28 protein-coding genes are annotated in these 25,996 nt (G+C 59.7%); 26 read left to right on the forward strand and 2 right to left on the reverse strand.

Annotation, left to right across the window (positions count from 1 at the left end; genetic code table 11):
* Positions 1–314: 314 nt before the first annotated feature.
* On the reverse strand, positions 315–1,598 hold the full coding sequence (gene umuC, locus LG30_RS0119895) for a translesion error-prone DNA polymerase V subunit UmuC (protein ID WP_033132435.1): 1,284 nt from the start codon (positions 1,596–1,598) through the stop codon (positions 315–317).
* 2 nt (positions 1,599–1,600) lie between these two features.
* Positions 1,601–2,017: a translesion error-prone DNA polymerase V autoproteolytic subunit gene (gene umuD, locus LG30_RS0119900; protein WP_033132436.1), complete on the reverse strand. Its 417-nt coding sequence runs from the start codon at positions 2,015–2,017 to the stop codon at positions 1,601–1,603.
* 163 nt (positions 2,018–2,180) lie between these two features.
* On the opposite strand from umuD, the gene LG30_RS0119905 reads away from it, so the two are divergent.
* The 26 genes from LG30_RS0119905 (at position 2,181) to LG30_RS0120025 (ending at position 25,741) form a co-directional block, all read left to right on the forward strand.
* Complete coding sequence (locus LG30_RS0119905) at positions 2,181–2,819, forward strand: SOS response-associated peptidase (protein ID WP_052101226.1); 639 nt, start codon at positions 2,181–2,183, stop codon at positions 2,817–2,819.
* Positions 2,820–2,921: 102 nt separating this feature from the next.
* Positions 2,922–3,425 carry a hypothetical protein gene (locus LG30_RS22290; RefSeq protein WP_152599394.1) on the forward strand — a complete coding sequence of 168 codons (504 nt, stop codon included), beginning with the start codon at positions 2,922–2,924 and terminating at the stop codon, positions 3,423–3,425.
* A 187-nt stretch (positions 3,426–3,612) separates the two neighbouring features.
* Complete coding sequence (locus LG30_RS0119910; RefSeq protein WP_033132437.1) at positions 3,613–3,819, forward strand: hypothetical protein; 207 nt, start codon at positions 3,613–3,615, stop codon at positions 3,817–3,819.
* A gap of 11 nt (positions 3,820–3,830) precedes the next feature.
* A complete protein-coding gene (locus tag LG30_RS0119915) occupies positions 3,831–4,313 on the forward strand; it encodes a lysozyme (protein WP_274518513.1) in 483 nt (160 codons plus the stop codon).
* The gene (locus LG30_RS0119920) at positions 4,313–4,852 is read left to right on the forward strand and encodes a DUF2514 domain-containing protein (RefSeq protein ID WP_033132439.1); all 540 of its coding nucleotides are present in this window, start codon (positions 4,313–4,315) and stop codon (positions 4,850–4,852) included. Before LG30_RS0119915 ends, LG30_RS0119920 begins: the two co-directional genes overlap by 1 nt.
* Positions 4,853–5,034: 182 nt before the next feature.
* A complete protein-coding gene (locus LG30_RS0119925) occupies positions 5,035–5,514 on the forward strand; it encodes a terminase small subunit (protein WP_033132440.1) in 480 nt (159 codons plus the stop codon).
* A 70-nt stretch (positions 5,515–5,584) separates the two neighbouring features.
* Positions 5,585–7,432, forward strand: a complete 1,848-nt coding sequence (locus LG30_RS0119930; RefSeq protein WP_238566465.1) for a phage terminase large subunit family protein — start codon at positions 5,585–5,587, stop codon at positions 7,430–7,432.
* Positions 7,429–7,638, forward strand: a complete 210-nt coding sequence (locus tag LG30_RS0119935) for a hypothetical protein (protein WP_081966261.1) — start codon at positions 7,429–7,431, stop codon at positions 7,636–7,638. Before LG30_RS0119930 ends, LG30_RS0119935 begins: the two co-directional genes overlap by 4 nt.
* Before the next feature lie 53 nt (positions 7,639–7,691).
* On the forward strand, positions 7,692–9,197 hold the full coding sequence (locus tag LG30_RS0119940) for a phage portal protein (RefSeq protein ID WP_238566466.1): 1,506 nt from the start codon (positions 7,692–7,694) through the stop codon (positions 9,195–9,197).
* Positions 9,109–11,202, forward strand: a complete 2,094-nt coding sequence (locus tag LG30_RS0119945; protein ID WP_238566467.1) for a ClpP-like prohead protease/major capsid protein fusion protein — start codon at positions 9,109–9,111, stop codon at positions 11,200–11,202. Before LG30_RS0119940 ends, LG30_RS0119945 begins: the two co-directional genes overlap by 89 nt.
* Positions 11,203–11,260: 58 nt before the next feature.
* Positions 11,261–11,575, forward strand: coding sequence for a DUF2190 family protein (locus LG30_RS0119950; protein ID WP_033132443.1), 315 nt, complete (start codon positions 11,261–11,263; stop codon positions 11,573–11,575).
* Between the two features lie 65 nt (positions 11,576–11,640).
* Positions 11,641–11,874 carry a hypothetical protein gene (locus LG30_RS0119955; protein ID WP_033132444.1) on the forward strand — a complete coding sequence of 78 codons (234 nt, stop codon included), beginning with the start codon at positions 11,641–11,643 and terminating at the stop codon, positions 11,872–11,874.
* Between the two features lie 7 nt (positions 11,875–11,881).
* Positions 11,882–12,490: a phage tail protein gene (locus LG30_RS0119960; protein ID WP_033132445.1), complete on the forward strand. Its 609-nt coding sequence runs from the start codon at positions 11,882–11,884 to the stop codon at positions 12,488–12,490.
* 33 nt (positions 12,491–12,523) lie between these two features.
* A complete protein-coding gene (locus tag LG30_RS0119965; protein WP_033132446.1) occupies positions 12,524–12,703 on the forward strand; it encodes a hypothetical protein in 180 nt (59 codons plus the stop codon).
* 33 nt (positions 12,704–12,736) lie between these two features.
* Complete coding sequence (gene gpU / locus LG30_RS0119970; protein ID WP_033132447.1) at positions 12,737–13,132, forward strand: phage tail terminator protein; 396 nt, start codon at positions 12,737–12,739, stop codon at positions 13,130–13,132.
* Positions 13,132–13,608 carry a phage tail tube protein gene (locus LG30_RS21075; RefSeq protein WP_052101228.1) on the forward strand — a complete coding sequence of 159 codons (477 nt, stop codon included), beginning with the start codon at positions 13,132–13,134 and terminating at the stop codon, positions 13,606–13,608. The genes gpU and LG30_RS21075 overlap by 1 nt, the downstream gene beginning before the upstream one ends.
* A complete protein-coding gene (locus tag LG30_RS0119980; RefSeq protein ID WP_052101230.1) occupies positions 13,605–14,039 on the forward strand; it encodes a hypothetical protein in 435 nt (144 codons plus the stop codon). Before LG30_RS21075 ends, LG30_RS0119980 begins: the two co-directional genes overlap by 4 nt.
* Before the next feature lie 101 nt (positions 14,040–14,140).
* Positions 14,141–14,377, forward strand: a complete 237-nt coding sequence (locus LG30_RS0119985) for a hypothetical protein (protein ID WP_033132449.1) — start codon at positions 14,141–14,143, stop codon at positions 14,375–14,377.
* Positions 14,355–16,487, forward strand: coding sequence for a hypothetical protein (locus LG30_RS0119990; protein ID WP_052101232.1), 2,133 nt, complete (start codon positions 14,355–14,357; stop codon positions 16,485–16,487). The genes LG30_RS0119985 and LG30_RS0119990 overlap by 23 nt, the downstream gene beginning before the upstream one ends.
* A complete protein-coding gene (locus tag LG30_RS0119995) occupies positions 16,488–17,084 on the forward strand; it encodes a hypothetical protein (RefSeq protein WP_052101234.1) in 597 nt (198 codons plus the stop codon). It abuts the gene before it with no gap.
* Positions 17,081–17,665: a hypothetical protein gene (locus tag LG30_RS0120000; protein WP_033132450.1), complete on the forward strand. Its 585-nt coding sequence runs from the start codon at positions 17,081–17,083 to the stop codon at positions 17,663–17,665. Before LG30_RS0119995 ends, LG30_RS0120000 begins: the two co-directional genes overlap by 4 nt.
* Before the next feature lie 5 nt (positions 17,666–17,670).
* Complete coding sequence (locus LG30_RS0120005) at positions 17,671–18,072, forward strand: DUF6950 family protein (protein ID WP_033132451.1); 402 nt, start codon at positions 17,671–17,673, stop codon at positions 18,070–18,072.
* Positions 18,072–23,468: a phage tail tip protein J-related protein gene (locus tag LG30_RS21205; RefSeq protein ID WP_052101236.1), complete on the forward strand. Its 5,397-nt coding sequence runs from the start codon at positions 18,072–18,074 to the stop codon at positions 23,466–23,468. Before LG30_RS0120005 ends, LG30_RS21205 begins: the two co-directional genes overlap by 1 nt.
* Before the next feature lie 59 nt (positions 23,469–23,527).
* Complete coding sequence (locus tag LG30_RS0120015) at positions 23,528–25,222, forward strand: phage head spike fiber domain-containing protein (protein ID WP_033132452.1); 1,695 nt, start codon at positions 23,528–23,530, stop codon at positions 25,220–25,222.
* A complete protein-coding gene (locus tag LG30_RS0120020) occupies positions 25,219–25,449 on the forward strand; it encodes a hypothetical protein (RefSeq protein ID WP_033132453.1) in 231 nt (76 codons plus the stop codon). The genes LG30_RS0120015 and LG30_RS0120020 overlap by 4 nt, the downstream gene beginning before the upstream one ends.
* Positions 25,442–25,741, forward strand: coding sequence for a hypothetical protein (locus tag LG30_RS0120025; protein WP_033132454.1), 300 nt, complete (start codon positions 25,442–25,444; stop codon positions 25,739–25,741). Before LG30_RS0120020 ends, LG30_RS0120025 begins: the two co-directional genes overlap by 8 nt.
* The last annotated feature ends 255 nt before the right edge of the window (positions 25,742–25,996 follow it).

The following is a 25,996-nucleotide window of genomic DNA, read 5'->3' on the forward strand; positions in this document are numbered from 1 at the left end:
GGTCAATACTCTGTTAGTCCATATAAAATTGAATCGTCAACTGAGCGGGAAGCTCTATTGGAAAAAATGAAAGTGACTTTCCAGAACTCAATTTGAGTCAGATTTTTTTTAAAAAAAAGGGGGCTTCGGCCTCCTTTTTTTATTCTTAAAATTCATCCTGTAGATAATTTATTATGTTATTTTCTCGCTTATGATTCTTGATTTTTCTTTAAAGTATATTTCCACATTCTAAACTACCCCATAATTATTACCTCTATTGCAAACGAGTGCTTTATATGCTTGTTAGCTGTTGTCTATTCGACACTTTTGATCTGTTAGGTGGGATCAATTTTTACCATAGGGAGTTCGCTGATGCAGGTGGTGTAGCGGGGGCTGAGTTGCTCTCGTTTCATCATCCACTCCCGCGTATCTCGGCCCCGGGCCGCGAAGTAGACCTTGCCCAGCTTTCCCCGATTTATCTGGTCAATCACCTTCATCAGCGCCTCGCTGCGAGGGGTCTGTTGCTGGTTGGTGAATAGGTCGCCTTGCTGCATGCCTGCGGGCATGAAGTCCGTCAGCATGACTCCGCCTTTCATATAGCGGACATCATTCCGCCATATCCGGCGCAGCAGTGGTTCAACCAGGGCAAGCAGGTCCCGGGTATCTGAGGTGGGTGTCTGCAACCGGGTCGATATCTGGTTGCTGTAGTAGGTTTCCCGCTCCGAGAAGGGGCTGCTCCGGATAAACAGAGTCACATGGCGGCACCGTTGCCCCTCGGCACGCAGCTTCTCGGCGGCCCGCTCCATGTAGCCGGCCAGCGCCTGCTGCATAGGGCCCAGTTCGGTGATGCGCTCGCCAAAGCTCCGGCTGCAGATGATCTGCTGCTTGGGCTGGGCCAATTGCTCCAGCTCGGCACAGGGGAGCCCCCGCAGCTCTTGTACCGTGCGCTCGACCACCACGCCATACTGTCGACGCAGGCTCTTGGGGTCGGCCGCCACCAGATCAGCCACGGTGTTGATGCCCTGTTTGTTGAGCTTGGCGGTCAGCTTGCGCCCTATCCCCCAGACTTCCTCAACTGGGGTAATGGCCATCAGCTTGGCGCAGCGCCTCTCATCACGCAGATCCACTACGCCGCCGGTGGCGGGCCACTTCTTTGCGGCATAGTTTGCCAGCTTGGCCAAGGTCTTGGTTGGTGCAATACCCACCCCGACGGTGAGGCCGGTCCACTGCTGCACCCGTTCGCGGATCTGGCGGCCATAGGCCAGCAGGTCACCAGCCCAAGATTCCCCGAGTTCAATGAATGCTTCATCAATGCTGTAGACCTCGACGGTTGGGGCCATGCTCTCCAGGGTCGTCATCACCCGGTTCGACATGTCGCCGTAGAGGGCGTAGTTGGAGCTGAACCAGATGCCGCCCTGCTCTTCATAGACCTCGCGGATCTGGAAGTAGGGTACCCCCATCTTGACCCCCAACCTCTTGGCCTCTGCCGATCTGGCCACCACGCAGCCATCGTTGTTGGAGAGCACGACGATCGGCACCCCCTTGAGGTCGGGGCGGAACAAGCGCTCGCAGGAGGCATAGAAGTTGTTCACGTCGACCAGAGCAATGGCAGTTGGCATGGCTACCCTCGCCGGGTTTTGTGCAGGACGAAGGTGACGACACCGAAAATATCCAGCTCTTGCCCTTCTTGCAGAATGATGGGTGAGAAATCCGGGTTGGCCGGTAGTAGCGCGGGTGGGGCGGACTGCAAGATCTTGACGGTGAACTCACCATCCAGACAGGCCAGCACGATGTCGCCGTGGCGAGCAGTGATGGCGCGGTCGATGATCAGCATATCGCCGTCATTGATGCCTTCCCCGATCATGCTGTGGCCGCTGGCCCGCACATAGAAGGTGGCCGCCGGGTGGGGGACGCAGTGTTGGTTGAGGTCGATAGTCTGTTCCACATAGTCCTGAGCCGGGGAGGGGAACCCGCAGGCGGCAGGGGTGAGGAATAAAGGGAGTTCTATGATAGGTGCATCGGTCGCGTGGGGGATCATGGTAAAGGTCACTGTATGAACATACAGTGATTTTAACTGAGGGATCCGGAAAGATCACTGGTCGGCGTTCGGGTCTTGGCAGGGCAAGGGGGTTCGTGGCCAATTATGCTTGGCAGAGACTGACCTGGTGAGTTTGGGCTCTCATACGACGGAGGGGCTGCGCATGTGCATCAACTACATCCCGACCACCAAGGCGGAGCTGGTGGAATACTTCGGAGTTGATGACCCTGGGTACGATTGGAAGGAGGAGGTGTGGCAGGACTATCAGGCCCCGATCTTGATCCAGCGAGACGGACGGCGACTGGCGGTGATCGCCAGCTATGGGATGGTGCCGAAGAGGAAGGTGCAGCCTGGCAACAAGCACTACACCACAATGAACGCCAGGGCCGAGACGGTGGGTGAAAAGCCGACCTACCGCCACGCCTGGCAGCAGGGGCATCTCTGCCTGGTGCCAATGACCGGTTTCTTCGAGCCCTGTTACGAAAGCGGCAAGGCCGAGCGCTGGAGGATCAGCATGGCCGACAACATGCCCTTCGCAGTTGCCGGCATCTGGCGGGCATGGCAGGAGGAGCAGGGTTACACTTTCAGCTTCTCCCAGCTCACTATCAATGCCGACACGCACCCACTGCTGTGGCGAATGCACAAACCCGGGGACGAGAAGCGGAGCCTGGTCATTGTGTCGCCGGATGACTACGACGCTTGGTTGGGGTGCAAGGCCCCGGAACTGGCTCTAACCTATCTGGTGCACCAGCATGCTGAGCGATTGGTAGGGGCACCAAAACCGGTCCAGCATTGGAGATGAGATAAATCGAAGCAGTTACAGAATCATGGATGAGGTGCTGTCATAGAATGTTGAGTGTGATGGTAGCGTGCCTTTGAGGGCATCAGAAAGGGAGTGTGGTGTATGAAACAGTCAAATGACATCGAACGCGCTCGGGAGGATCATGCGTGGAACACTGTGGGTTGGTACGCTCTGGCTGCAGAAGCCAAAGGAGCGGTACCGATACCACTGATGTCAGCAGCCATTGCAGTGAATAATGGTGTGATGATTACTCATATCTCAAAGCAGTTCTCAGTGAAAATAACTTGGGAAAGCGTTGTTCAGTCACTAGGGGTTGCAGGTGCTCTGAATGCCTGGGGCAGATTACTGTTCATTGAGGCTGCAAAGGCGATTTCTTGGGGAACCGCTAATCCATGGGGCGCTGCAGCTCTATCTTGCTGCGGAATGGCTACCGCAGGTTTGCAAACGCTGTTGATTGGTGCTGTTGCTATCACCATTGCGAAAAATGGTGGTCAGCCATTAACCGCTAAGGAAGCCGCGTCAGTTCTCACAATGGCAAAGAAGAATTACAAGTCCTTTATTGAAGGTATGAAGGGTAAGAATCCACCCGATCCTAGTCTGGCTTGATGCAGATAACTCCACCGCAGGGTTACAGCAACAAAGAGCGTATACGGTGGGCGTTTGACAGTAACTAGCTAATTTGTGTAAATTGCGTCCCAATGATGGAAGACTGCACCCGAAAGGATGCAGTCTTTTTCTTTTCTGATTCCAAACCTCGGCTCTGCCGGGGTTTTTTCGTTTCTGGGGTGGATTCATGAATCAAGGACATGAGCAGATCGCTACCACTGTGGTCGGTGAAACTGCGAAATCTGCCCCTCCTGTAGCGGTGGTGAGTATGTCGTGGGCTGGTGTCTCTTTGAATGACTGGGTGCTGATCGCGACGCTTGTGTGGCTTTCGGTTCAGATTGGCTGGTTTATCTGGTCGAACATCATCAAGCCACGCGCCAAGCAGGTGGGGTAGGCATGACAAAAATGCGAATTGCCATAGCGGCGCTCACGCTCAGTGCAGCTGGTTTTGTGGGGATACTGAATCGGGAGGGGTGGGGGCCGGTCGCTTACCCCGACCCGGTACACGGGACCAGGCTGCCCACTATTGGATTTGGGAGCACCGAAGGGGTCAAGATGGGTGACACCATCACGCCCGTCGCCGCGGTGAACAGGAGCCTTCGGGAAGTGCGGGTTTTTGAGGATGCCCTCAAGGCCTGCATCCAGGTGCCACTCCACCAGTATGAGTTCGACGCCTATGTCGAGCTCTCCCACAACATTGGCCCCGGTGCCTTCTGCCGCTCCACCATCGTCAAGCGCCTGAACGCTGGCGACTACCCAGGTGCCTGCGAGGCGATCCTGATGTTCAATCGTGCCGGCAAGCAGGACTGCTCGGCGCCAGGGAACCGGGTCTGCCCCGGGCTCTGGAAAGACCGGCTGCGCCTCAATGCAAAGTGCAAGGGGGCGTGATGGGAGTGACTCCGCAGAGCAAGGCGCTGCTGTTCCTGGCCAGCGCCTTGGTGATAGCCGCCCTGGTGGGCGGTGGGGTAGCGATCTATCGCTCCGGTCATTCTGCTGGGGAGGAGGGGGAGCGCAAGACCTGGCAGGCGAAGTGGAATGAAGAGGCTACCCGCCTCGCTACTGCCAGGACCAAGGCCGAGCAGAAGGCCCGGGAAGAGGAGCTGCGCCGTCAGTCTGAAATCGATGAGGTGAGAGACCATGCACAAGAAGAAATCGCCCAGGCACAGGCTGATGCCGCTGCTGCTGGCATTGAGTCTGGCCGGTTGCGCGAGCAAGCCCGCCGCCTGGCAGCCCGAGCAAGTCAGTGCGCCAGCGGTTCCGGTGCTCCCCAAGGAGGCCCGGCAGCCGAACAACCTGCCGTGGTGCTCGCCGACCTGCTCAGCCGGGCTGACGAAAGCGCGGGTGAGCTGGCAGCAGCGTATGACCGAGCTCGAGCGTCAGGATTGGCCTGTGAAAGAGCCTATATCTCATTGACCCAACCCCATTAACCCAACTACCGCAATACTCCCCCCCCAGGTCAAAGGTACTCCCCCCAGCCCCCCGTCCTCGACGGGTCGGCGAGGCGCGGGTTTTCACTACATACGAAACCCCAAGAAGTGAGGTTGTTGTTTAAATGTCGGAGTCATCAGACAAGGAACATGCAGCACCTGGTTGGCTAAAGAAATCCGACATGGCAGCCAGCCTTGGAATATCAGTTCAAGCCTTTGATAAATGGGGAGTTAAGCCGATAAAGAAGATTGGTCGCAACGTCTATTTTGATGTGCGCTCGGTTGTGGATAACCGGATCGAGAACGCGATCCAGAAACACCAACCAACGGATCCCCAAGACATGGATGCGGATCAATTGGATTACCAGCGGTGGCGTCTCACCAAGGAGCAGGCCGACAAGGCAGAGCGTGAGAACAAGATCGCCGACCGCCATCAGGTACCAACCGAGTTTGCCACCTTCGCTTTGACCCGCATCGCCGCCAAGATTTCCAGCTTGCTAGACACTATCCCGCTCACCATGCGGCGCCGCTATCCAGAATTGCAGACCAAGCATATCGAAGGTTTCCAGCGCGAGCTGGTCACAGCCAGCAACGAGGCGGCCGCCATGGGTGATCTGCTGCCGGAGTTGCTAGATGAATATATCGACAGCGCAAGTAAGTAGCCTAGCGGCAGCTGTCAGTCTTGGATTGTCGGCTCTGCTGAGACCACCGGTACAGACAGCCACCGAGTGGATGGATGAAAACTACTACCTGCCAGTGGAGTCCTCCTATCAGGAGGGGCGCTGGAAGTCGCTGCCGTTTCAGGTGGCCATCATCAACGCGATGGCCAACGACGATATCCGCGAAGTCAACTTCGTCAAGTCCGCTCGGGTCGGTTACACCAAGATGTTGCTCGGGGTGGCGGCCTACCTTCTGGAGCACAAAAAGCGCAACGGACTGATCTGGCAGCCTACCGATGGCGATGCCGAGCTGTTCGTCAAAAAGCACGTCGAACCCATGATCCGGGACGTGCCGAAAATCAGAGCGCTCGCGCCCTGGTTTGGCAAGAAGCACAAAGACAACACCCTGGATCTCAAGCGCTTCGCCAACGGGCGCGGCCTGGAGCTGCGCGGGGGAAAAGCCGCCAAGAACTACCGTGAAGCCTCGCCAGACTTCGGCATTTATGACGAGCTGGCGGCCTTTGACGATGATATCGAGAAAGAGGGCTCGCCCACCTTCCTCGGTGACAAGCGAATGGAAGGTTCTACCCATCCCAAGTCGATCCGGGGGTCTACCCCCAAGATTGCCGGCCAGTGCCAGATTGAACGGGCGGCCAGTGAGTCGCCGCACTTCATGCGCTATCACGTCACATGCCCGCACTGCGGGGGTGAACAGTACCTCAAGTGGGGTGGCCCGGATGCCGAGTTCGGTATCAAGTGGGATGGTTCAGATCATCACAGCGCCTTCTACCTCTGCGAGGTGAGCGGCTGCGTGATCCGTCAACATGAGATGAATTATGAGGAGGTTGAGCGCTGGGTCTGCGAGCGAACTGGCATCTGGACGCGAGACGCAATCGACTGGTTCGACAGCAAAGACCAGCCGATCCCTCCACCCGAGTCGGTCACCTTCCATATTTGGACAGCTTACAGCCCGTTCACAACTTGGGTTCGGATCGCCTCCGACTTCCTCAAGGCGAAGGACGATCAGGGCAAGCTCAAGACCTTCGTCAACACCACTCTCGGCGAGACCTGGGAAGAAGAGACCGGCACGAAACTGGAGTGGGAAGCTATCGGTGCCCGCCGCGAGGTATGGCCATCACCAGTGCCAGAGGGTGTGCTCTACATCACCATCGGCGCCGATACCCAGGATGACCGTTTCGAATTCGAGATCACCGGCTGGGGAGAGGGAGAGGAGTCATGGGTGCTGGACTATCAGCGCCTCTATGGCGACCTGCACCGCTCCGAGATCTGGGAGCGGCTGCACGAGCAGTTCTCCCGCCAGTTCGTAAAAGCCACCGGTGAGGTGCTGGATATCGGCCTGGTGCTGATCGACTCGGGCGGCCACTACACCGATGAGGTGTATCAGTTCTGCCGCCGCAACCCGCACAGATATATCCCTATCAGGGGCGCGCCGGTGATGGGCAAGCCCATCATCACCTTCCCTCGAAAGCGCAACCGCAAAGGGGTCTACCTATCCGAAGTGGGTACCGACTCTGCTAAGGACGTGCTCTATGGCCGACTGGGTGATGTGCCTGCGTCACTGTCCGGCCCGTTACCTGGTTATCGACACCACCCGGTGGCCGAGTGGGCCGATGATTTTTACTTCAAAGGTCTCACTTGCGAGCGCAAGCGGGTGGAGTTCATCAAGGGCCGCCGGGTGTACCGCTGGGTCGCACCGTCCGGTGCCCGTAACGAGCCGACCGACTGCGCGGTTTATTCCCTGGCGGCTATCCGCCTCGGGGTGCAGCACCGTGGCTGGCGCCTGGTCGCCAAGCACCGCCCGACCACTATCAACCCATCTGCGCCCATCAAGTCAAAACCTGCAGCTACTACGGCGGCGGGTAGCAGCTGGCTGGGCACATCATCAGGAGGCTGGCTGTGAAGCTGGAAGATATCGACAGCATGATCGCGCTGTACATGCAGGCCGAGCGCGATGTGCTGGCCGGCAAGCAGGTCACGTTTCAGGGGCGCACCGTCACCTCGGAAAACCTCAATGAGATCCGCGCAGGCCGCCAGGAGTGGGAGCGCCGCCGCCAGAACGCCGTTGCTCCGCGCCGTCAACCCTACTCAGTGTCGAGGTTTACATGATCGCATTGGATAAGCTGCTCGGGTTTGTGTCGCCCGGATGGGCGGCCAACCGGATGCGTGACCGTCTGCGCATGAAAGCCTATGAGGCTGCGATGCCGAGCCGCACCCACAACGCCAAGCGGGAGCGTCGAGGTGCCAACCTGGCGGTGCAGAATTCGGCTATCAGCCTGCGTGAACAGGCGAGGGCGCTAGACGAAAACCACGACATCGTGATCGGCCTGCTCGACAAGCTGGAAGAGCGGATCGTGGGCGGCAAGGGCATCCAGATCGAACCGCAACCGCGCTCGGTGGATGGTGTGCTGATGGTTGAGCTTGCCAAAGATATTCGACGCCGCTGGGGTGCCTGGTCACTTAAACCGGAAACTACCGGCACCTTCACCCGCCCGGCGATGGAGCGGCTGGTCTGTCGTACCTGGTTGCGTGATGGCGAGGTGTTTGGCCGCCGCTTGATCGGCACCGTGGCGGGCTACAGCCACCACAGCGATACCCCCTACTCGATAGAGGTATTGGAACCCGATTTCGTCCCGTTCGACCTCAATCAGGTGGCGGACGGGATCCGGCAAGGCATCCAGCTCGATGGCTGGCGTCGCCCGAAATCCTACTTTGTGATGTTCGATCACCCCGGCGAGATGCAGGGTTATCGCTATCGCACCAAGGAGGTCGCTGCCAGCGAGATGTATCACCTGGCCTTGCGCAAGCGCATACACCAGTTGCGCGGTATCTCGCTGCTACACGGCGTAATCACCCGCCTGGCCGATCTCAAATCGGTGGAAGAGGCCGAGCGCGTGGCGGCACGTATCAGCGCCTCGCTCGCATTCTTCATCAAGAAGGAAACCCCGGAAGGTTACACCGAGCCGGATCAGCGTGATGGCCCCCAGGCCCAGCGGATGATCGACATCACTCCAGGCATGACGTTTGACGATCTGCGCCCCGGTGAAGATGTGGGGGTGATCCAGTCCAACCGCCCGAACACAGCCCTCAACATCTGGCGATCCGGTCAGCTTCGTTCGTCCTGCGCTGGCACTCGCAGCCAATATTCGAGCGTGGCCCGCGACTATGACGGCACCTACTCCGCTCAACGTCAGGAGCTTGTCGAGGGATGGGAAGGGTTCGCCGTGCTGCAAGATGAGTTCGTGGCTGCCTGGTCTCGCCCAGTGTTCCGGGATTGGCTACTGGCCGAAACCCTGCGCAGCAAAGACCCATTGATCCTGCCTCCCGAGCTTGACCCGAAAACCCTGTACGACGCCATCTACCTCGCCCCCGTTATGCCCTGGATCGATCCAGAGCGGGAGGCCAACGGCTGGAAGGCAATCATCCGGGGCGGTGCCGGCACGGAGACAGAATGGATCCGGGCTCGCAACCGCAACCCTGACGAGGTGCGCGACCAACGCGTGGCCGAGTTGGAGTGGGCCGAGCAGAACGGCGTGATGACCGATACCAACCCAGCCAATGACCCAGGAGCACAACCCAGTGAAAGTGACCCCCCTGTCAGCCGCGATTCAGAGCGCGCTGATGCCAGCGCGGGCAGCCGCCAACGGCCAGTCCGGACCCGAACATGACACCCCCAACGCCAAGAGTTGGTACACCATCAACGCCTTGGTGGGGACAGTGCCCACGGTCGAGATCTACATCTACGACGTGATCGGCTACTGGGGAATATCTGCCCAGCAGTTCATTTCTGATTGCCGGGCAGCAGGGGTGTTTGAGGCCAAGCAGCTCAACATCCACATCCACAGCCCCGGTGGCGATGTGATGGACGGCTTCGCCATCTACAACACCCTTGCCCGTCTGACCTGCCAGATCGATATCTGGAACGATGGCCTGGCGGCCAGCATGGCCTCGGTCATTCTGTGCCTGCCTAATGCCACCGTGCATATGCCCGCCAATGCCTGGGTGATGATCCACAAGCCATGGTCTGGTGGGGTCGGCAATGCGGATGACCTACGCGATATGGCTGACTGGTTGGATCGCAATGAGGCGCTGTTGCTCAACGCCTATGAGAAGAAAACCGGCAAGCCCCGCGAGGAGTTGGCCGCGCTACTGTCGGCGGAGACCTGGCTCGATGGCACCCAAGCCAAAGAGCTCGGTTTTGTCGATGTCCTGGAAGAGCCAATATCGGCCGCCGCTCACGTAAATGAGAACAAAATGAACGACTTCAACGCTATGCCCTCTTCGGCCCGAACCCTGTTCGGCGCCAAGGCCACCGGCGGCAACTCCTCGGTTACCCCGCCAGTCGTTGCTCCAGCGCCAACCACTCCGAATCAGGCTGATGCGCTGGCCGCCTTCAAGGCTGCCGAGCAGGGCCGCCGCAACGAGATTCAGGATCTGTTCGCTCTCACCGGCGGCCGCTACCCCGAATTGATGGCTGAATGCCTGGCCGATATGGACACCACCCCCGCGATGGCGCGGGAGCAGATCAAGGCGAAGCTGGGTCAGCCGGTGAGCGAGCAAGGCCCGACCGGTCCCGCAGCTCATATCCACCTGGGCAACGGCAACCTGATTGGCGACTCGGTACGCGCCTCCCTGTTGGCCCGCTGCGGTCACGCCAAGGCCGAAGGCGATAACCGCTATGGCGGCTACAGCCTGCGCGAGCTGGCCCGTGCCTCCTTGGATGGTCGCGGTATTTCGACTGGCGGCCAGTCTCCACTGGGCTACGTTGGCATGGCCTTCACCCATACCAGCTCTGACTTCGGCAAGATCCTGCTGGATGTTGCCAACAAGTCGGTGCTGCAAGGTTGGGAGAGTGCAGAAGAGACCTTCGACAAGTGGACCCGCAAGGGCACTCTGACTGACTTCAAGGTATCGAGCCGTATCGGCCTGAGCGATATCCCCAGCCTGCGCCGGGTGCGTGAAGGGGCCGAGTACAAGCACGTCACTCTGGGGGATACCGGTGCCACCATCCAGCTGGCCACCTACGGCGAGCTGTTTGCCATCACCCGTCAGGCCATCATCAACGATGACCTCGACATGCTGACCCGCGTCCCGTCCCTGTTCGGCGCGGCTGCTCGGGGCACTATCGGTGACCTGGTTTATGCGGTACTGACCGGCAACGTCAAGATGCCGGATGGCAAGGCGCTGTTCCATGGCGATCACAAGAACTTGCTGGCCGGTGCGGATGCGGCGATGGGCATCAAGGCCCTCTCCGCTGGCAAGACCCTGATGCGCAGCCAGAAAGCAGTCGGCGCTGATGACAAGCCGGGCCGTGCCCTCAACATCCGTCCGGGCTATGCCTTGGTGCCGATCGAGCTGGAAGATACCGCGCTGCAGCTTATCAACAGCACCTCGGTGCCGGGTGCCGATGCCAACTCTGGCATTGCCAACCCGATCAAGGGCTTCGTGGATGTGATCGGCGAGCCGCGACTGTCCGACGCCAGCTCGCACGAGTGGTACTTGGCGGCCAAGGGGGGCGACACCATCGAGGTGGCCTATCTCGACGGTATGGACACCCCCTGGCTCGAACAGCAGGAAGGTTTCACCGTGGACGGTGTTACCACCAAGGTACGCATCGATGCTGGTGTGTCTGCGCTCGATTACCGTGGCCTGGTTAAGTCCAACGGCAAGTGATCCCATGGCCCACCCGGCGCGGGCCATCTACTGACAGCCTCAACACAGGAGTAATCCCATGGCTAAAAATTTTGTTTGTGAGGGCCGTCAAATGCCCTTCATCGCCCCAGCGGGCGGTGTCATCTCTGGCAAGCCGATCAAGATCGGCGCCCTAACCGTTGTTCCCCTTGAGTTGGCAAAAGTGGGGGAGGAGTTTACCGGCGCCCTCGGCGGCGTCTGGCTGCTCCCCTGCGACACAGCCTTGGCGGCTGGTGCTGCCGTGAAGTGGGACGGCACCAAACTGGTGGCAGATACCACCAAGGATGCCGATGATTTCGGCAAATTGGTTACCAGTGGCGCCAGCGGCTATGCCGAGGCGTTGATCGTCCAGTGAGCGGCGTGAGCGGCGGCCGGTGGCAGCGAGCTGCTGGCCGTCTTAACGTTGCTGTGGATGATGCCATGGCGATCTCCGCCATCATCGCAGGGCACCCCTTGACGGTGCTCTACGATGAGCAGCCTGATGCCTTTGCCGAAGTGGCGACTTGCTTGCGTGAGTTGGCCGTGAGCCGGCCCCCTGCGGGGGTACGTTTTCGCAAAGGGGACAAGGTTGAGATCGAGAGCATGTCGCTGGTCAGCTCCGTCAGGATATCGCCCTTCATGCGCGCCGGTCTGTTGATTATTCCTATCGTGTGAGGAAGCTATGTCCATCAAGCAGGATCTGGATAAGGCGCTGGACAACCTGAGTCTACTGCCATCCAAGCTGGTGCCAAAGGCAAGCGCCCAGGCGGTCAACCGGGTGGCGACCAGGGCATCTAGTCGGGCGATCCGGCTGACGGCCAAGGACGAACGGGTGAAGGTGCCGGCCAAGCTGCTGCGGCCCAGGGTGAAGATTTTCAAGGCATCGCAACAGAAGCCAACCGCGACGATCCGGGTGCGCCGCCGGCCTATCCCTTTGATCAAGGTGGGTGCCACTCAGCAGCGCATCATCCGCTATCGAAACACATCTTTCACCGGCATAGGGGATATGCAGGTCGGTCGCCACCGGGTGACTGGCGGCTTTGTTGCCGATGGCTCCCACGGGTTCGGTGAATATAACCGAGGTGGCGGCTATGCGGGCACCAAGCTCAAAAGTTGGCAGATCCTGCGACGGGTAGGCAAGGGGCGGCATGCCCTGGAGGTGATGCGGATCCCACTGGTGACCCCCATTACCGAACACTATGAGCGGGAATCAAAAGCGGGCATGGCCCGTGACATGCCCCGTGAAATGGAGCAGGCGCTTTTGCGACAGCTTCAAATGACATTCAAATGAGGATAGGATCGCGACTCCATACGAGGAGGGGGCATGATCTTACTTAAACTGCCGTTGGCCATCCTGATGATCGCCATGATTGCCGGCGGCATCTATGTCGGTGGCATCATTGGTTTCTTGGCCACGGTTGGAATGACCGTGGTGTTGAGCATGATGATAGGTCGCTGGGAGAGAAATCTCACCGAGCGCCGTCGGCGCAGCAAACAACCTTAAACCCGCCTCGGCGGGTTTTTTATTGGGTGACAAATGACAATCAGAACAGACATTCGCGAGGCGCTGGCCGCTCTGGTGCAGACAGCCTTGCCCGAATTGCGGGCCGTTTACCCTTCTCGGCCTTGCTCTGTGGACCCCGAAGATCTGCCGCTGGCCTTCTGCTATTTCACAGAGGGCGGCGATGGGGATTACGCCCTCGATGAGGAAGGCGAGGCCGCCCCGCTGACGGTGTCCATCTATGTCAGCGAACACAACCAGGCTGATGCTGAGCTCGATGCACTGGCTGACAAGGTGAAGCTGAAAGGGAATGAGCTTGGCGGTCTGCTCTTGGAGGGGTTATCCAGCGCCGGTTGGCAGTATGGCGCTGATGAGCAAGGCACCGGTCTTGCGTCTCTTACCCTGAACTTTAACGCAACCTGGAGTGAATAATGGCTGTTGATGCAACCAAGCCAGTCAAAGGGGCTGGCACTCAATTTTTCATGGCGGCCGAGTCGGGTGCCGCCAAGCCGAACCCTGCCACCGAGGGGACCGTCATTCGCCTGGCGGATGTCAAAGAGCTGGGCGCCCCAGAGATGAGCGCCGAAGAGGTCGATGATCCGTATCTCGATACGGATGACCCTGAGTGGAAAGAGAAGACGCCCGGCCAGATTGATCCCGGTCAGCTCTCCGTTACCCTGGCTTGGAAACCGGCCGACTCAGCCCAGAAGCAGTTGACCAATCTGCTCGGCAAGGAAAAGCGCTGGTTCTTCATCAAGTACCCCAATGGTGCCTGGGATGGATTCTATGGCTTTGTCAGCGGGGTCGGGAAAGCCATTCAGGCAAAAGAGACGATCACCCGCTCGGTGAAAATCTCGCTCTCTGGCCGCCAGTCGCCGGCTGAATCGGACTGGAACCCTGCCACATGATCGAACCACTGATCGACAGCCGCATTGTCAAACTGATCACGCCCGGCGGGATCAGTGCTGACGTCACTGTGCGGGCCTTGAACGCCCTGCAGTTGTTTGAATATCAGTCGGGCCTGGTTGACGTTGAATGGCCAGAGGCGCCGCCAGAGGGGAACGCCAGGGCGATCCACAAGTACACGCTCAAGGTGCAGAAGCTGATTTATGAGCTGAACGCGACCATGGCAGCCTTTGGCTTGCAGTACCTGCACCCCGGCAAGCCTATCGATGAGGTTAAGGCACTGGTGATGGAAAGCTACCTCCCAGACCATGCCTTGCGCTTGGCGATGGCCGTCAAGGCATTGAGCGGGTTGGCAACAGCCCCAGCCAGCGAAGGCTCGCCGGCAGCGGATGCAGATGAGCAGCGCGAGCCCGCCGACCCAAAAAAAGCCTAGCGGCTGAAAAGGCATTCATTCTAAGCCTGGCCCGCCAGTTTGGCCGAGCAGACTGGCGGCGCTGGCTGAGTGAGTTTTCAGCTGTTGAGTATCTCGATTGGGTGGCTGATTTCTCGGAACATCCGACCGATTACCGGATCCGCCAATATGAAACCGGCCAGATCTGCGCCCTCCTGTTGAATGTCCACCTCAAGTCCGAGCACTGGGTCAGCCCCTCAGAGTTTTTCTACAACCGCCCCGTCCCTGCGGTGGTTGAACAGAGCGATGAGGAGATCGCCAGCCTGGCTGCCACTATCCCCGGAATAGAGAGAACCTATGTCATCGACCCAGATTGCTGATCTGCGGGTTCTGCTGAGCGCCGATCCCAGCAAACTGAATGCCGATGTCCGGCAGGCTATGGGGGTGCTCAAGAGCTATGTGGCAGATGCGAAAAATGCCGAAGATGCCACCTTCAATTTTGGCCGTTCGTTCAATGACACCGCTGATCTGCTGTCCAATAAATCCATGGCCATCGTCCAGGGATTCAGTGTGGTGCAAGGTGCCGTGCTTGGCCTGACCGGTACGGCAGTGGGTCTTGCTGCCTCCGTCAGCTCACTGGCTGCCACTGGCCGCGAGATTGAACAGATGGCCCTCAAGGCGGGCGTCTCTGTCGAGAAGATGCAAGAGCTCGCCTATGCCACCGAACAGTACAACGTCAGCGGCGACAAGCTGGCTGACATGCTCAAGGATGTGCAGGACAAGCTCGGCGATTTCTCCGCCACCGGCGGCGGCGAGTTCAAGGATTGGATGGAAAACATTGCCCCCAAGGTTGGGCTGACTGTTGCCAAGTTGCAGCAGATGGCTGGCCCGGAGGCACTGATTGCCGTTCAGAAAGCGATGGATGCCACCAACGTTTCTGCGTCTGAACAGGTGTTCTACCTGGAGGCTATCGCCAATGACGTTTCCGTGTTGCAGCCCCTGCTGCGCAATAATGGCGCCGAATTACAGCGGCTGACAACTCATTATCGAAACCTCAACGTTGCCCTATCCCAGACTGACATCAGCCAGCTGAAAGAGCTGGATCAGAAGCTCAAGGACATCAGCCTGCGGCTGCAAAGTTCGTTCGCCCAGGGAGTGCTGGGCGCCTCCGAACAGATCGACTGGCTGACGGAAAAGCTCGGCTATGCGGTGAGTTATTGGGGCACCTTGCTAGATAGCTGGGCCGATAGCCCTCGCACGATTGACGGGATGAGCCGCCGCCTCGGCAACCTGCGCGAGGAGCTGAAGGGGCTGGATGAACAGATCAAAGAAACCAGCAACCAAAAGCAGTTTGGTGGAGTGGGATTTTTTGACGCCTTGCTGGGTGATACCGCCGGCAAATCTGCGCTGCCAGATCTGCAGCGCCAGCGTGCTGAGATAGAGGCCGAGATTGATCGGATTCAGGAGCTGTATGGCCGCAAGCGTTTAGGGATCGGCGAACAACCAGAGTACCAGCCGCCCGAACCGGTCAGCTCCCGCGACACCAGTGCCGACACCAAGAAGCTACTGGATCAGGGTGAAAAGCGGCTATCCACCCTTGATATGCAGTACGCCAGCGAGCTGGAAAAGCTGCGCCTCGCCCATGAGGAGCGGCTTGCCGAGATCGACGGCATGCAGGTTAGCGAAGCTGAATTGCGCCGCCGCGGCTATGACAGCCTGGGCGCCCTGCGTGAAGAGTACCGCCAGAAAGAAGCGGATCACTTCACCCAGGAGCAGGCCGATTACATGGCCAAGCGTGAAGAGGCGATGGCCAAAGAGCTGGAGGTTGATCAGCGCAAGCAGGATCAGTTGGCCGAGCAAGAGCGGCAGCGGGTCGAGAAACAGAAATCCTACCAGCAGCAGGCCGCCCGTGATCTGCTCAATTTCACCAGTCAGACCATTGGTCTGACTACCGACATGCTGGCGGAGTCTGGCAAAGAGCAGAGTGGTGTGATGAAGGCGCTGTTGGCTGCCCAGAAGCTGATGGCAATCCCTGCAATCTTCATCGCAGGCCAGCAGGCCGCCGCCGGTGCCGAAGCATTTGCAGCCCTCACGGGTGGCATGATTGGCGCCGCTACGGCTCGCAAGGTGATAGAGGCGCAGACCATGGTCTCTATCGGCCTGGTCACCGGCACAGCCATCGCCGGCATGGCGCACGATGGCATCGAGTCGATCCCGCGAGAGGGAACTTGGCTGCTCAATACTGGCGAGCGTGTCTACACCAACAAATCAGCCCAACGCATCGATCAGATGTATGACCAGCTGATGAGTGGTGGCGGCAGTGTCGCCGGCGGCGGTGGTGCCGTGTTTGAGCAGCATCTGCACTTTAGCGGCGACATGAACGAAACGGAGCGGCAGCAGATGATCGCCGCTGCTGCCCAACAGGGTTATCAGATGTTTATTGAAGACATCAGCAACTACGGCCAAGGCCGCCGTCTTTTGGGGGTATAGATGAACACCTATGACTGGCCTGCCGAGTTCCGGGTGCGTGAAAACTCGCTCGACCTGGAAACCATGGGGCGTGTATTCGAGTCGCCCTTTGATGGGTCAGAGCAGACGGCTACCACGCCGGGAAGCAAGTGGTTGATGGAGCTGACCATGGGCAAGATGGAGCCAGCGGTCGCCCGCCGGCTGGAGTCCTTCATCGCCAAGCTGGATGGCAAAACCAACCGGGTCCGGCTGTGGGATTTCGCGCACCCGAGGCAGCCGGTGCAGGGGGCGCCCATCGTGAGCGAGGCGTTAAACATGCGAACCGCCATGACCAGCCGTGGCTGGAAGCCATCTACCCTGGTGTTGCGTGATGGAGATTGGCTGCAGGTGGGGGATGAGCTCAAGCGGATCACGGCGGATGTTTGGTCTGATCAGTCCGGCGCGGCGCGTATCGAGTTCGCGCCCATGTTGCGGATGAGTCACCCGAGTGGCACCAAGCTGATTGTTGAGCGCCCCGTGGGGGTATTTCGTCTCGATGGCGGCGGCAAGTCGCGCCGCCCCTCCGGCCTGCGCCGCGACCTGGGCACCATCAAATTCAAGGAGAGCTTCTACCCATGATCACCGGCCTTGATCCTGATGTGGTTGCCGCGCTCAACCTGCCAAACGTGACGGCAATCTATGCCCTCAAGTTGGATCTGGTGAGCGGGATCAGCCGCCTGCACTCCGGCCTCGGCGAACTGGTGATCGGGGGTGAGGTTTATTACGGAGTCGGGTCATTGGGGGTGGTCAGCCCCCAGAAAGAACAGATCTCCACCTCACCGACCAAGCTCAATGTTTCCCTGACCGGGCTGGATAACTCGCTGCTGGCCGAGGTCATGCGCGAGCGCATCGTTGATCGGATGGCCTGGCTTTACCTGGTGGTGCTCGGCCCTGACGGCGCCCCCCTCAATGCCTGCCTGCAGTTCAGCGGCAAGATAGCCCAGACCCCCATCAAGGCGGGGCGTACCAATACCATCCAGCTCACCATCTCGAACAAGTTTGAGGATTGGCAGAAGGGGCTCAATCGGCGCAACACCGACGAGAGCCACCGCCGCCTCCATCCGAATGACCGCTTCTATCGCTATCAAAACCAGATGGCCGATCGCTCCATTTACTGGGGCTCAAAGAAAGACGCTCCGAGTTTCAACTATAAGGACTGACCGCCATGCGCCATCCAGACTGGCAACTCCGCATCATCACTACCATCCAGGCCGCCTCAGAGCGGCCTTTTTGTTGGGGTGAAAATGATTGCTGTCTGTTTGTCGCCGATGTCTGCCTTGCGGCCTGTGACAAGGATCCCGCTGCCGAATACCGGGGGCGATATGCCACCGAGATCGGCGCCAAGCGCGTGCTTGCCAAAACTCACGGCAGCATCGAGGCGGCGCTCGATGCCCAGTTCGCCCGCATTTCTGTTGCCATGGCGCAACGGGGCGATGCCCTGGTGTTCGATGGCCCCAATGGGCTGACCGCCGGGGTGATGTGGGCGGGGAAAGTCTGGGCTATGACCGAGCAAGGTGCCCGCCCCATCCCTGATCAAACCCCCCTCATTGCCTGGAGAGTTGAATAATGCCAGCCGCTGCTATTCCGCTGATTGCCGGTGTCGCGGCAGGGGCGGCCTCAACCCTGGTTGTGACCACGGCCACGGCCATCGCCATCGGTACGGCGGTGGCGAGTGCCACCATGATGTTGACGGCCAAGACCCCATCCATGGCCGACTATCGCAGCGCCAGCGAACGCAACCAGGTACTGCGGGCCGCCGCCAGTGATAAGACCTGTGTCTATGGGCGGGTGGTCTCTTCCGGCCTGCTGTCGTTCGCTGCCGAGCAGGCTGGTGAACAGGACGAGGGTGAGTTGTTGCACCTCGCCCTGGTGATCGCCGGCCACAAGCTGTCCCGCATTGGCGGCCTCTGGCTGGGTGATGACCCGATCGGTGACTTTTCGGATCTGGTCTCTTACGAGCTCCACGCCGACCGCCAGACCTGTGACCCCTTCATGTTGGCCAAGTGCGCCGATTGGAAGGAAGACATGATCGGCCAGGGTATTACCTGGTTGCGGATCTCCCTCAAATTCGATGCCCAGAAATTCCCGTCCGGCCTGCCCAACATCAAGGTGGAGAAGTTCGGGAAAGAGGTCTGGGATCCCCGCGATAGCAAGTGGAAGTGGAGCGATAACGTTGCCCTGATCATCCTCGACTATTACCGGTCGTGGCTGAAAGTGCCGGATGACGAGATCCGCATGAACGAGTTTATCGTTGCGGCCAATATCTGTGACGAGCTGCTGACTCGCCCGGATGGGACGCTGGAGCCTCGTTATACCGCCAACTTTGAATTCGACCTCGGCGAGCCTCGCGCCAAGGTGCTGGAAGCGATGCACATGGCTTGCGCCGGTCAGCCGACCTATATCGGCGGCAAGCACGGCATCATCGCCGGTGCCTATTACGGCCCCGCCAGCGATGAGCTGCGCGACTATCAGCTCGCCGGCGACATCGAGCTGCTGCCCGAGCCTGCCAGCAGCGACAAGATCAACCAGGTGACCGGGACGTTTGTGGACCCGGTCACCTTCAAGCAAACCGACTTCCCGGCGGTGATCGTCCAAGAGTGGGTGGAAGAGGATGGCGGCCTTGAGCTGCTTGAAGATCTCGACCTGCGTTGCGTGACCAGTGAATACCAGGCCCAGCGTCTGGCCAACATCATGCTGCGGCAGCGCCGCGCCGCCCGCACCCTGACCTGTCCGGTCAATTTGTCGGGCTGGCGCTACCGCCCCGGTAGTTCGCTCAAGCTCTATATTCCGGCCCTTGGCATCAACGGGCCTGAGTTTAGGGTGGTCGATTGGTCATTTTCTCTGACCAGCGGGGTCGATTTGACCCTGCGGGAGGAGTCGCCGCTGTTCTGGGCCGATGCCATCGGGAAGCCGATGGAGCGCCCGGAGATCACCGAGCTGCCCACCGGCGGCATGGCCATGCCGGATCAGCTGCGCTATGAAGTGGAGCAGGTCGGCGAGGTGCTCCAAGGGGTGCTGTCATGGCGCAACCTGGGCACGACGGCCTACAACCAGGTGATCATCCAGCGCCTTGAGCCGGGTAAACCAGCGGTTGTCGTCTTGACGGCCCAGGTGCCAGGGCAATCCTGCCGGGTCAACGGCCTGGCCGCCGGCAACTACGTGGGCCAAGTGAGGGCCATTGCCATGACAGGCGCCCCCTCACCGGTTGCCTCTGTCAACTTCGTCATTGAAGTCCCGGCCATCCCGGTCGGGGTGGAGGTTGAGGCGGGCAACTGGTCGCTGGCGTTCCGTCCCCGGTTCACCGGCGGCCAGTCCTACGGCACCTTGTGTGAATGGTGGGTGAGCACAGTCAACCTACCCCTCGCCGATGTGATGACCAAGGCCAGGGCTGGCGGGCTGGGATCTTACATGCTGTTCACTCAGCTCCAGCCCGACACCACCTATTACGTGTGGCTGCGGGCCGTCAATGCCTACGGCAAGTCTGGCCTGCTCGCGGCCAGCGGCAAAACCTCTTATGACGCCGCCAGCATCCTCGACATCCTGGATGGGGAGATCGGTGGCGAGCACCTGCGCGAGGAACTGCGCAAGCCCATCGAGCAGATCCCGGATATCGCCGGCAAGCTGGAGCTGGTCGAGCGGGGGTTTACCGATCTCAGCGAAACCGTGGCCCCGATTGCTGATCGGGTGCCGGTGATAGACCGTGAGTTGACCGGACTGGGCTCTGCCATGGTCGCGCTCGATGAGCGGTCAAAGCAGACTGAAAACCTGCTGCGGGATGAGCAGAACAACCTGGGTGAAATGGGGATCGATAACGCCCTGCAGCAAGACAAGCTGCACAGCAAGATCGACCGAGTGCAGACTGAAATGGGTGATCTGCGGGATGCCATTTTCACTGTCGATCCGGAGTCCGGCAAGATAGAAATGGATGTCGTGCGGGCCTTGCGCGACGAGACCCACGCCAGCTTTACCCAGGTCAAACAACAGCTGGACGCCGCGACCGGCACCCTGGCCACCAAGGCCGACCACGCCGTGGTAGATGCCCAGGGCGAGCGCCTGACCGAGGCCGAGCAGGTATTGGACGGCATCAATGCCAAGCTGACCCAGACCGTCACCAAGTCGGAGTTCACCACCGAGCAGCAGCGGCTGACAGAGGTCAGCAGCTCGCTCGATGCCGCCAAAGGTGAGCTGGTCCAGAAGGCCGCTCAGTCCACGGTGACCGAGCAGGGCGAGCGCCTGGCCGCCGCCGAGCAGAAGATCACCGCTAACAGCGATGCCACCTCGGCCATGGCCGAGCGGGTATCCGGCCTCAAGGCCGAGCTGGAAGGCGATGATAAAACCCTGCTGGCCAACATCACCGAAGTGGCCCGCGTCAGCACCGAGGCTGACAAGGTGCTGGCCCAGCGAGTCAGCGGGGTCGAGGTTCGCACCGGCACCGCCGAGGGCAAGATCCGGGCGCTGGAGGAAGTCGTTGAGGATGCGGGCGGGATCACAGCTGGCCGCTTTGACGAGATCGCCGCCGCCATCGACCTGACCGCCATGGCCGCCGAGCAGGCCGCCGCCGCTGGTATCGCCAACGCCCTGGCTGGTGATCAGGGTGAGCAGCGCCAACGCACGGCAGAGGCGGCGATCCGCCATGATCAAAAGGTGCAGCTCGATCAGCATCAAGCCCTGGCGAGCGAGGTCACCGATCTCACCGCCAAGTTTGAGGGGGAGCAAGCAGACACCGCTGCCCGGCTCACAGTCGTTCGGGAGGTGATCGCCGGGGTGGAGCAGTCCACCGCCAAGCAGATCACCCAGCTGAACACCGAGTACCAGGAGGCCGACCGCAAGACCAATGCCGCCCTGGAGGAAAGCAGCAAGGCCCTGAGCGATGCCGACCAGGCGATGAGCGAGCGGGTCACTCAGCTACAGGCCACCCTGGAAGGGGATGATCGGACGCTCAATGCGGCGCTTCTGGAAACCCAGCGCACTCAGGCGCAGGGTGATCAGGCGCTGGCTGAGCAGATCGGCCAGCTCAAGACCAGCAGCGGCGAGCAATCCGCACAGCTGACCAGCCTGGGCAAAGTGGTCAGCGATGGCCAGCAGGCCACCGGCGAGGCATTGCAACAGCTCACCGCCAAGACGGACAAGACTCAAGCCGCCGTGGGCACGCTCTCTGAGGTCGTTTCAGAGCAGGGCAAAGCCCTGGCAGCCAAACAGGATGACCTCTCGTCTGAGGTCGATCTGACGGCCCTGGCCAGCATCGGCAATACCCTGGCAGATGAAGAGGGGGAGGCGCGTGCCCGCAAGGCGAGCGCCGTAATAACTCAACGTCAGGAGACTCAGGCAGACGATCACCAGGCGCTGGCCCGTGAGGTCACCCAGTTCAAGGCTGATTTTGAGGGGGAGAAGGCCGACACCAGCGCCGCGCTCACGGTGGTTCGGGAGGTGATCGCCGGGGTGGAACAGTCCACCGCCAAGCAGATCACCCAGCTGAACACCGAGTACCAGGAGGCCGACCGCAAGACCAATGCCGCTCTGGAGGAGAGCAGCAAGACCCTGAGCGCCGCCGACCAGGCCATGGCCGAGCGGGTCACCCAGCTACAGGCCACCCTGGAGGGGGATGACCGGACACTCAACGCCGCGATCCTGGAGACCCAGCGCACCCAGGCGCAGGGTGATCAGGCACTGAGCGAGCGAGTCACCCAGCTGCAAGCCAAGGTGGTGGCCGATGACAAGGTGCTCGACGCGGCCATCAAGCAGAACCAGCAGGCCCAGGTGACCGGGGACAGTGCCCTGGCCACTCGCATGGATCAGATGCAAGCCACCCTGGAAGGGGATGATCGGACGCTCAATGCCGCGATTCTGGAGACTCAGCGCACCCAGGCGCAGGGGGATCAGGCGCTGGCATCGAGCATCAGCCAGCTGCAAGCCAAGGTGACGGACGGAGACAAGAGCCTCAGCGCCGCCATCCAGCAGACCCAGCAGGCGCAGGTGGAGGGTGACAAGGCCAATGCCGAGCAGATCAGCAAGGTGCAAGCCACCCTCAACAACACCACGGCCGCCGTGCAAACGGTGGCCAGCGCCGTGGCAGACCTTGAGGGAGACGTTGAGGCGGGCTGGTACACCAAGGCCCAGATCAACGGGGAGGGCGGCGGTTTCGGCCTGTCGGTCAAGCTGAATGCGGATGGGACAGTGCTGAGCACCTTTGTAATCGATGCAGATGTGTTCGCGGTGATGTCCAGGGCGGGTGGTGCCACCACCAAGCGCAACCCGTTCATCATCAAGAACGGCACCGTTTACATGAACCACGCCCTGATGGATACGGCAGAGATCGGTAACGTGATCGCCAAGTACATCAAGGTCACCAACCTGTCAGCGGTCACCATCGAGAACTCGGATTTCAAAGGCGGCAATGCCGGCTATGGACGGGGCGGGCCATATAGCGCCTGGGGCGAAGGATGGCACACCATCATCTATAACGATGGCACCATTCGGACTAACCGCCTCTATGCCGCAGATGGCACCTTTACCGGCGAGGTGAATGCCAACCGGGGCACGATGAACAACGTGGTGATCAGGGAAAACTGCCAGATCCTGGGCACGCTCGATGTGAACCAGGTCGTGGGAGACATTACCCAGCTCGTCAAAGCGCTGGCCAACTTCTCTATCCCGGCTTATCGACGGGCAAGGAATCTGGTTTGCCTAAAGCCAGTCACCGGCTATGGCAGTGTGTCGGGCCAGGGGACCATTGGCATGGTGGTGATCTGTTACCTCAACGGGGTGGAGGTAGATCGGGTGTCCCGTACCGAATACGTGGCCACGGGCGGCACCAGGTCTTTCTCAATTCAGATCCAACCCGCCTTCGATATACCGGCATACGCCCCCGCCAATATCACCTTTGGCATCGAGCCAATCGGCAGCAATTCCATTAGCTCAACCGGCTTTAGTGGCCAAGCCTCTTGGCTCACTGGCTTGAAGTAAATTTGACCCCAATCACAACCCGGCCCCGCGCCGGGTTTTTCTTTTGAAGGAACCTTGCAATGGCAGGACTTTGGCAACGCACCGGCAATGTCACGGTGACGAACGGCAGCAAGACCGTCACCGGTTTTGGCACCAAGTGGAAAACCGGCACCCTCCCGATCCAGAAGGGGCACTCCTTCTATGGCCCGGACAACGCCGCCTATGAGGTGGACACCGTGGTCAGCGACACCGAGATCCTGTTGGTGGAGGCATATCGCGGCGGCACCCTGGCCAACCAGCCATACCGGATCGACATCACCCGCACCTCGACCATCAGCCAGTTCGCCGCCGACCTCGCCTCCCTGGTGGGCAAGTACCGCGCCTGGTACGACGGCATGATGGCCTGGCTCACCGGCTCGGGGGATGTGCCTATCCTCAATCCGGACACCGGCACCACCATCACTATTCCCAGCTGGAAGAAGGTGGCCAGCGAAGGCGAGGGTCAGGCGGCCCGCGCCAAGGTGGAGGCCGACAAGGCCGTAGCCGCCGCAGCGGTGGCGGTAGATGTAGTCAGGGCAGCAGCATTACCTCTACCCGATGTGTGGATCCCCCTCACCGACTCATTGCGTATGTTCACCGGATATGGGCGGGAGGCTAAAGTCGGCGAGGATGTTGTGGCCCGATACGTTAACTTTTCTCGCGCGACCACAGCCACTTTCATCGATAAATCTGGGGGCTTGCGAGTAGCTGCTGTAAATGAGCCGAGGTTTGAAACGGAAGGGTTGCTCGTCGAGGGGTTATCAACGAACCTGACCAATTTCTCAGAGGGCTGGTCATCAAACAGTGGGGCTACAGCGGGCAATGCTTGGAGCCATACGTCGAAAGATTCAGCAGGATGGATAACAGTTAGCGGTGGGACTGATGATGGTCGCTCAGAGGGGTCCTATAGGGACTTCGCCCAGGGCGCGGCGATTCAGGGGCAGACGGCCACGTTTTCGTTCGATGTGAAAAAGGTGGCCGGGTATAAATTCCGGGTGTCAATTTTTGTCGGAGGGACCGGATCAGATGGGCTCGGCACTGGCTTGGCCGCGTTTGTGGATGGCCAAGCATTTCCTTCAATTCCTGGGCTGATAGTGAAGGATATGGGGACGTGGTTGCGCATCTCGATTACTCGCAAGTTTGGGGATGGCACGAGCATCTTTCGTCTGTATCCGTTCGGTAGTAACCCTGATTCAAACGGATCGCTAACATATCGGCGTGTACAAGTCGAAACCCAACCATATGCAACCTCATACATACCCACCACGGGCGCAGCAGCGAGTCGAGCCGCAGATGCGGTCAGCATCCCATCAGCCAGAAACATAAATCCGACAAACACCGATGTCACCTATGCAATGCAGGTGGAGTTTAGAGGTGTGCAAGTTCGTCCGTTTAGAACTGATGCGTCAATATCTCCGTCGGGCGCAGTGATTTCATCCAGCGGTAAGGCATGGTTTTTTTCGGATGCGGCAACGACAGTGCCTACATCATCGAATATGGCGGTGTTAGGGATGAATGACTTCGTTACGAACAACAACGCAGCCGGTGTCGTGGTGTGCATAAATGGGGTGCTCGGGGGGCCAAGAACTCCGTCAAGAGGGGCGGCGGAGACCAACGCCTCTACGTTGTTCATCGGCGCAGGACAATCCCTCACAGATCCGATAAACGGCCATATCAGAAACTTCCGCATCTATCACCAGGTAACCACCGATGCGCAAATTAAGGCCATCCGATGACCCGCCACTATTGCACGGGGCTTGGCCCCGTCTCACCCGACGCTAACAGCTGCTGCAAGCAGCACGACAACGACTACGGCGCTCGCGGTAAGGTTTCCCGTGTCGAGGCTGACAGGCGCTTGCGCCACTGCATGATTGCCCAGGGCAAGCAGGTGATGGCCTGGCTGTTCTGGGCCGCCTGCCGCGTGGGCGGCTGGTATTTCTGGAAGGACAAGACGAATGATTGATCTCTATCTTAAGGCCGGCAGCAAGTCGGCCATGACGCTGGCCCTCAAGGCGGCGGGCTTTAGCCAGGATCCCGACGGCGGGGCGCTCTATCATCCTGCCGCCGCGCTCGATGTGATCGGCACCATCTATGCGCCGACCGGTGAGACCGCCATGGTGGAGGGCGAGCGGGTGCCGGTGACAGCTCCAGTCCCCGGCTACCATGCCAACGTGCGCACCACATCGGAGGCGCTGGCCACTGCCCTCGATGCCCTGCGACTCTACCCCGATACGCCCGTGCGAGTGTGGGCCTGATGTGAATCCGCCCCGGCCAAGTGCCGGGGTGTCAAAATGTACGACGGCAGAAGGCCTAATCCTATCAAAGTCATATCAGGTACAAAATCTGGTACAGAATTAAAGTTGGTGGTAAGTTTTTAATAAAATTCAGATGTTTACTATGCGGTTTCGTAATCGTGGAAGTAGAAAGTGGGCTCGCTGCCGGGCTGTGCTGTTTTGCTCATGTTGCTCGAGGTGAGGTGTCCGATGGCGGCGCCATGGCGCCTGGGTGGG

The sequence above is a fragment of the Aeromonas aquatica genome, from assembly GCF_000764655.1.
GTDB lineage: Bacteria > Pseudomonadota > Gammaproteobacteria > Enterobacterales > Aeromonadaceae > Aeromonas > Aeromonas aquatica.

Coding starts and splice junctions, on each gene's coding strand:
- LG30_RS0120000 (WP_033132450.1), top strand. CDS start 17,081: ATGATCACCGGCCTTGATCCTGATGTGGTTGCCGCGCTCAACCTGCCA.
- LG30_RS0119930 (WP_238566465.1), top strand. CDS start 5,585: ATGGATGAAAACTACTACCTGCCAGTGGAGTCCTCCTATCAGGAGGGG.
- LG30_RS0119995 (WP_052101234.1), top strand. CDS start 16,488: ATGAACACCTATGACTGGCCTGCCGAGTTCCGGGTGCGTGAAAACTCG.
- LG30_RS0120005 (WP_033132451.1), top strand. CDS start 17,671: ATGCGCCATCCAGACTGGCAACTCCGCATCATCACTACCATCCAGGCC.
- LG30_RS0119940 (WP_238566466.1), top strand. CDS start 7,692: ATGCGTGACCGTCTGCGCATGAAAGCCTATGAGGCTGCGATGCCGAGC.
- LG30_RS21075 (WP_052101228.1), top strand. CDS start 13,132: ATGGCTGTTGATGCAACCAAGCCAGTCAAAGGGGCTGGCACTCAATTT.
- LG30_RS0119925 (WP_033132440.1), top strand. CDS start 5,035: ATGGCAGCCAGCCTTGGAATATCAGTTCAAGCCTTTGATAAATGGGGA.
- LG30_RS0119950 (WP_033132443.1), top strand. CDS start 11,261: ATGGCTAAAAATTTTGTTTGTGAGGGCCGTCAAATGCCCTTCATCGCC.
- LG30_RS0120015 (WP_033132452.1), top strand. CDS start 23,528: ATGGCAGGACTTTGGCAACGCACCGGCAATGTCACGGTGACGAACGGC.
- umuD (WP_033132436.1), bottom strand. CDS start 2,017: ATGATCCCCCACGCGACCGATGCACCTATCATAGAACTCCCTTTATTC.
- LG30_RS0119910 (WP_033132437.1), top strand. CDS start 3,613: ATGAATCAAGGACATGAGCAGATCGCTACCACTGTGGTCGGTGAAACT.
- LG30_RS0119955 (WP_033132444.1), top strand. CDS start 11,641: ATGGCGATCTCCGCCATCATCGCAGGGCACCCCTTGACGGTGCTCTAC.
- LG30_RS0119920 (WP_033132439.1), top strand. CDS start 4,313: ATGGGAGTGACTCCGCAGAGCAAGGCGCTGCTGTTCCTGGCCAGCGCC.
- LG30_RS0120020 (WP_033132453.1), top strand. CDS start 25,219: ATGACCCGCCACTATTGCACGGGGCTTGGCCCCGTCTCACCCGACGCT.
- LG30_RS21205 (WP_052101236.1), top strand. CDS start 18,072: ATGCCAGCCGCTGCTATTCCGCTGATTGCCGGTGTCGCGGCAGGGGCG.
- LG30_RS0119905 (WP_052101226.1), top strand. CDS start 2,181: ATGTGCATCAACTACATCCCGACCACCAAGGCGGAGCTGGTGGAATAC.
- LG30_RS0119990 (WP_052101232.1), top strand. CDS start 14,355: ATGTCATCGACCCAGATTGCTGATCTGCGGGTTCTGCTGAGCGCCGAT.
- umuC (WP_033132435.1), bottom strand. CDS start 1,598: ATGCCAACTGCCATTGCTCTGGTCGACGTGAACAACTTCTATGCCTCC.
- LG30_RS0120025 (WP_033132454.1), top strand. CDS start 25,442: ATGATTGATCTCTATCTTAAGGCCGGCAGCAAGTCGGCCATGACGCTG.
- LG30_RS22290 (WP_152599394.1), top strand. CDS start 2,922: ATGAAACAGTCAAATGACATCGAACGCGCTCGGGAGGATCATGCGTGG.
- LG30_RS0119960 (WP_033132445.1), top strand. CDS start 11,882: ATGTCCATCAAGCAGGATCTGGATAAGGCGCTGGACAACCTGAGTCTA.
- gpU (WP_033132447.1), top strand. CDS start 12,737: ATGACAATCAGAACAGACATTCGCGAGGCGCTGGCCGCTCTGGTGCAG.
- LG30_RS0119915 (WP_274518513.1), top strand. CDS start 3,831: ATGCGAATTGCCATAGCGGCGCTCACGCTCAGTGCAGCTGGTTTTGTG.
- LG30_RS0119980 (WP_052101230.1), top strand. CDS start 13,605: ATGATCGAACCACTGATCGACAGCCGCATTGTCAAACTGATCACGCCC.
- LG30_RS0119965 (WP_033132446.1), top strand. CDS start 12,524: ATGATCTTACTTAAACTGCCGTTGGCCATCCTGATGATCGCCATGATT.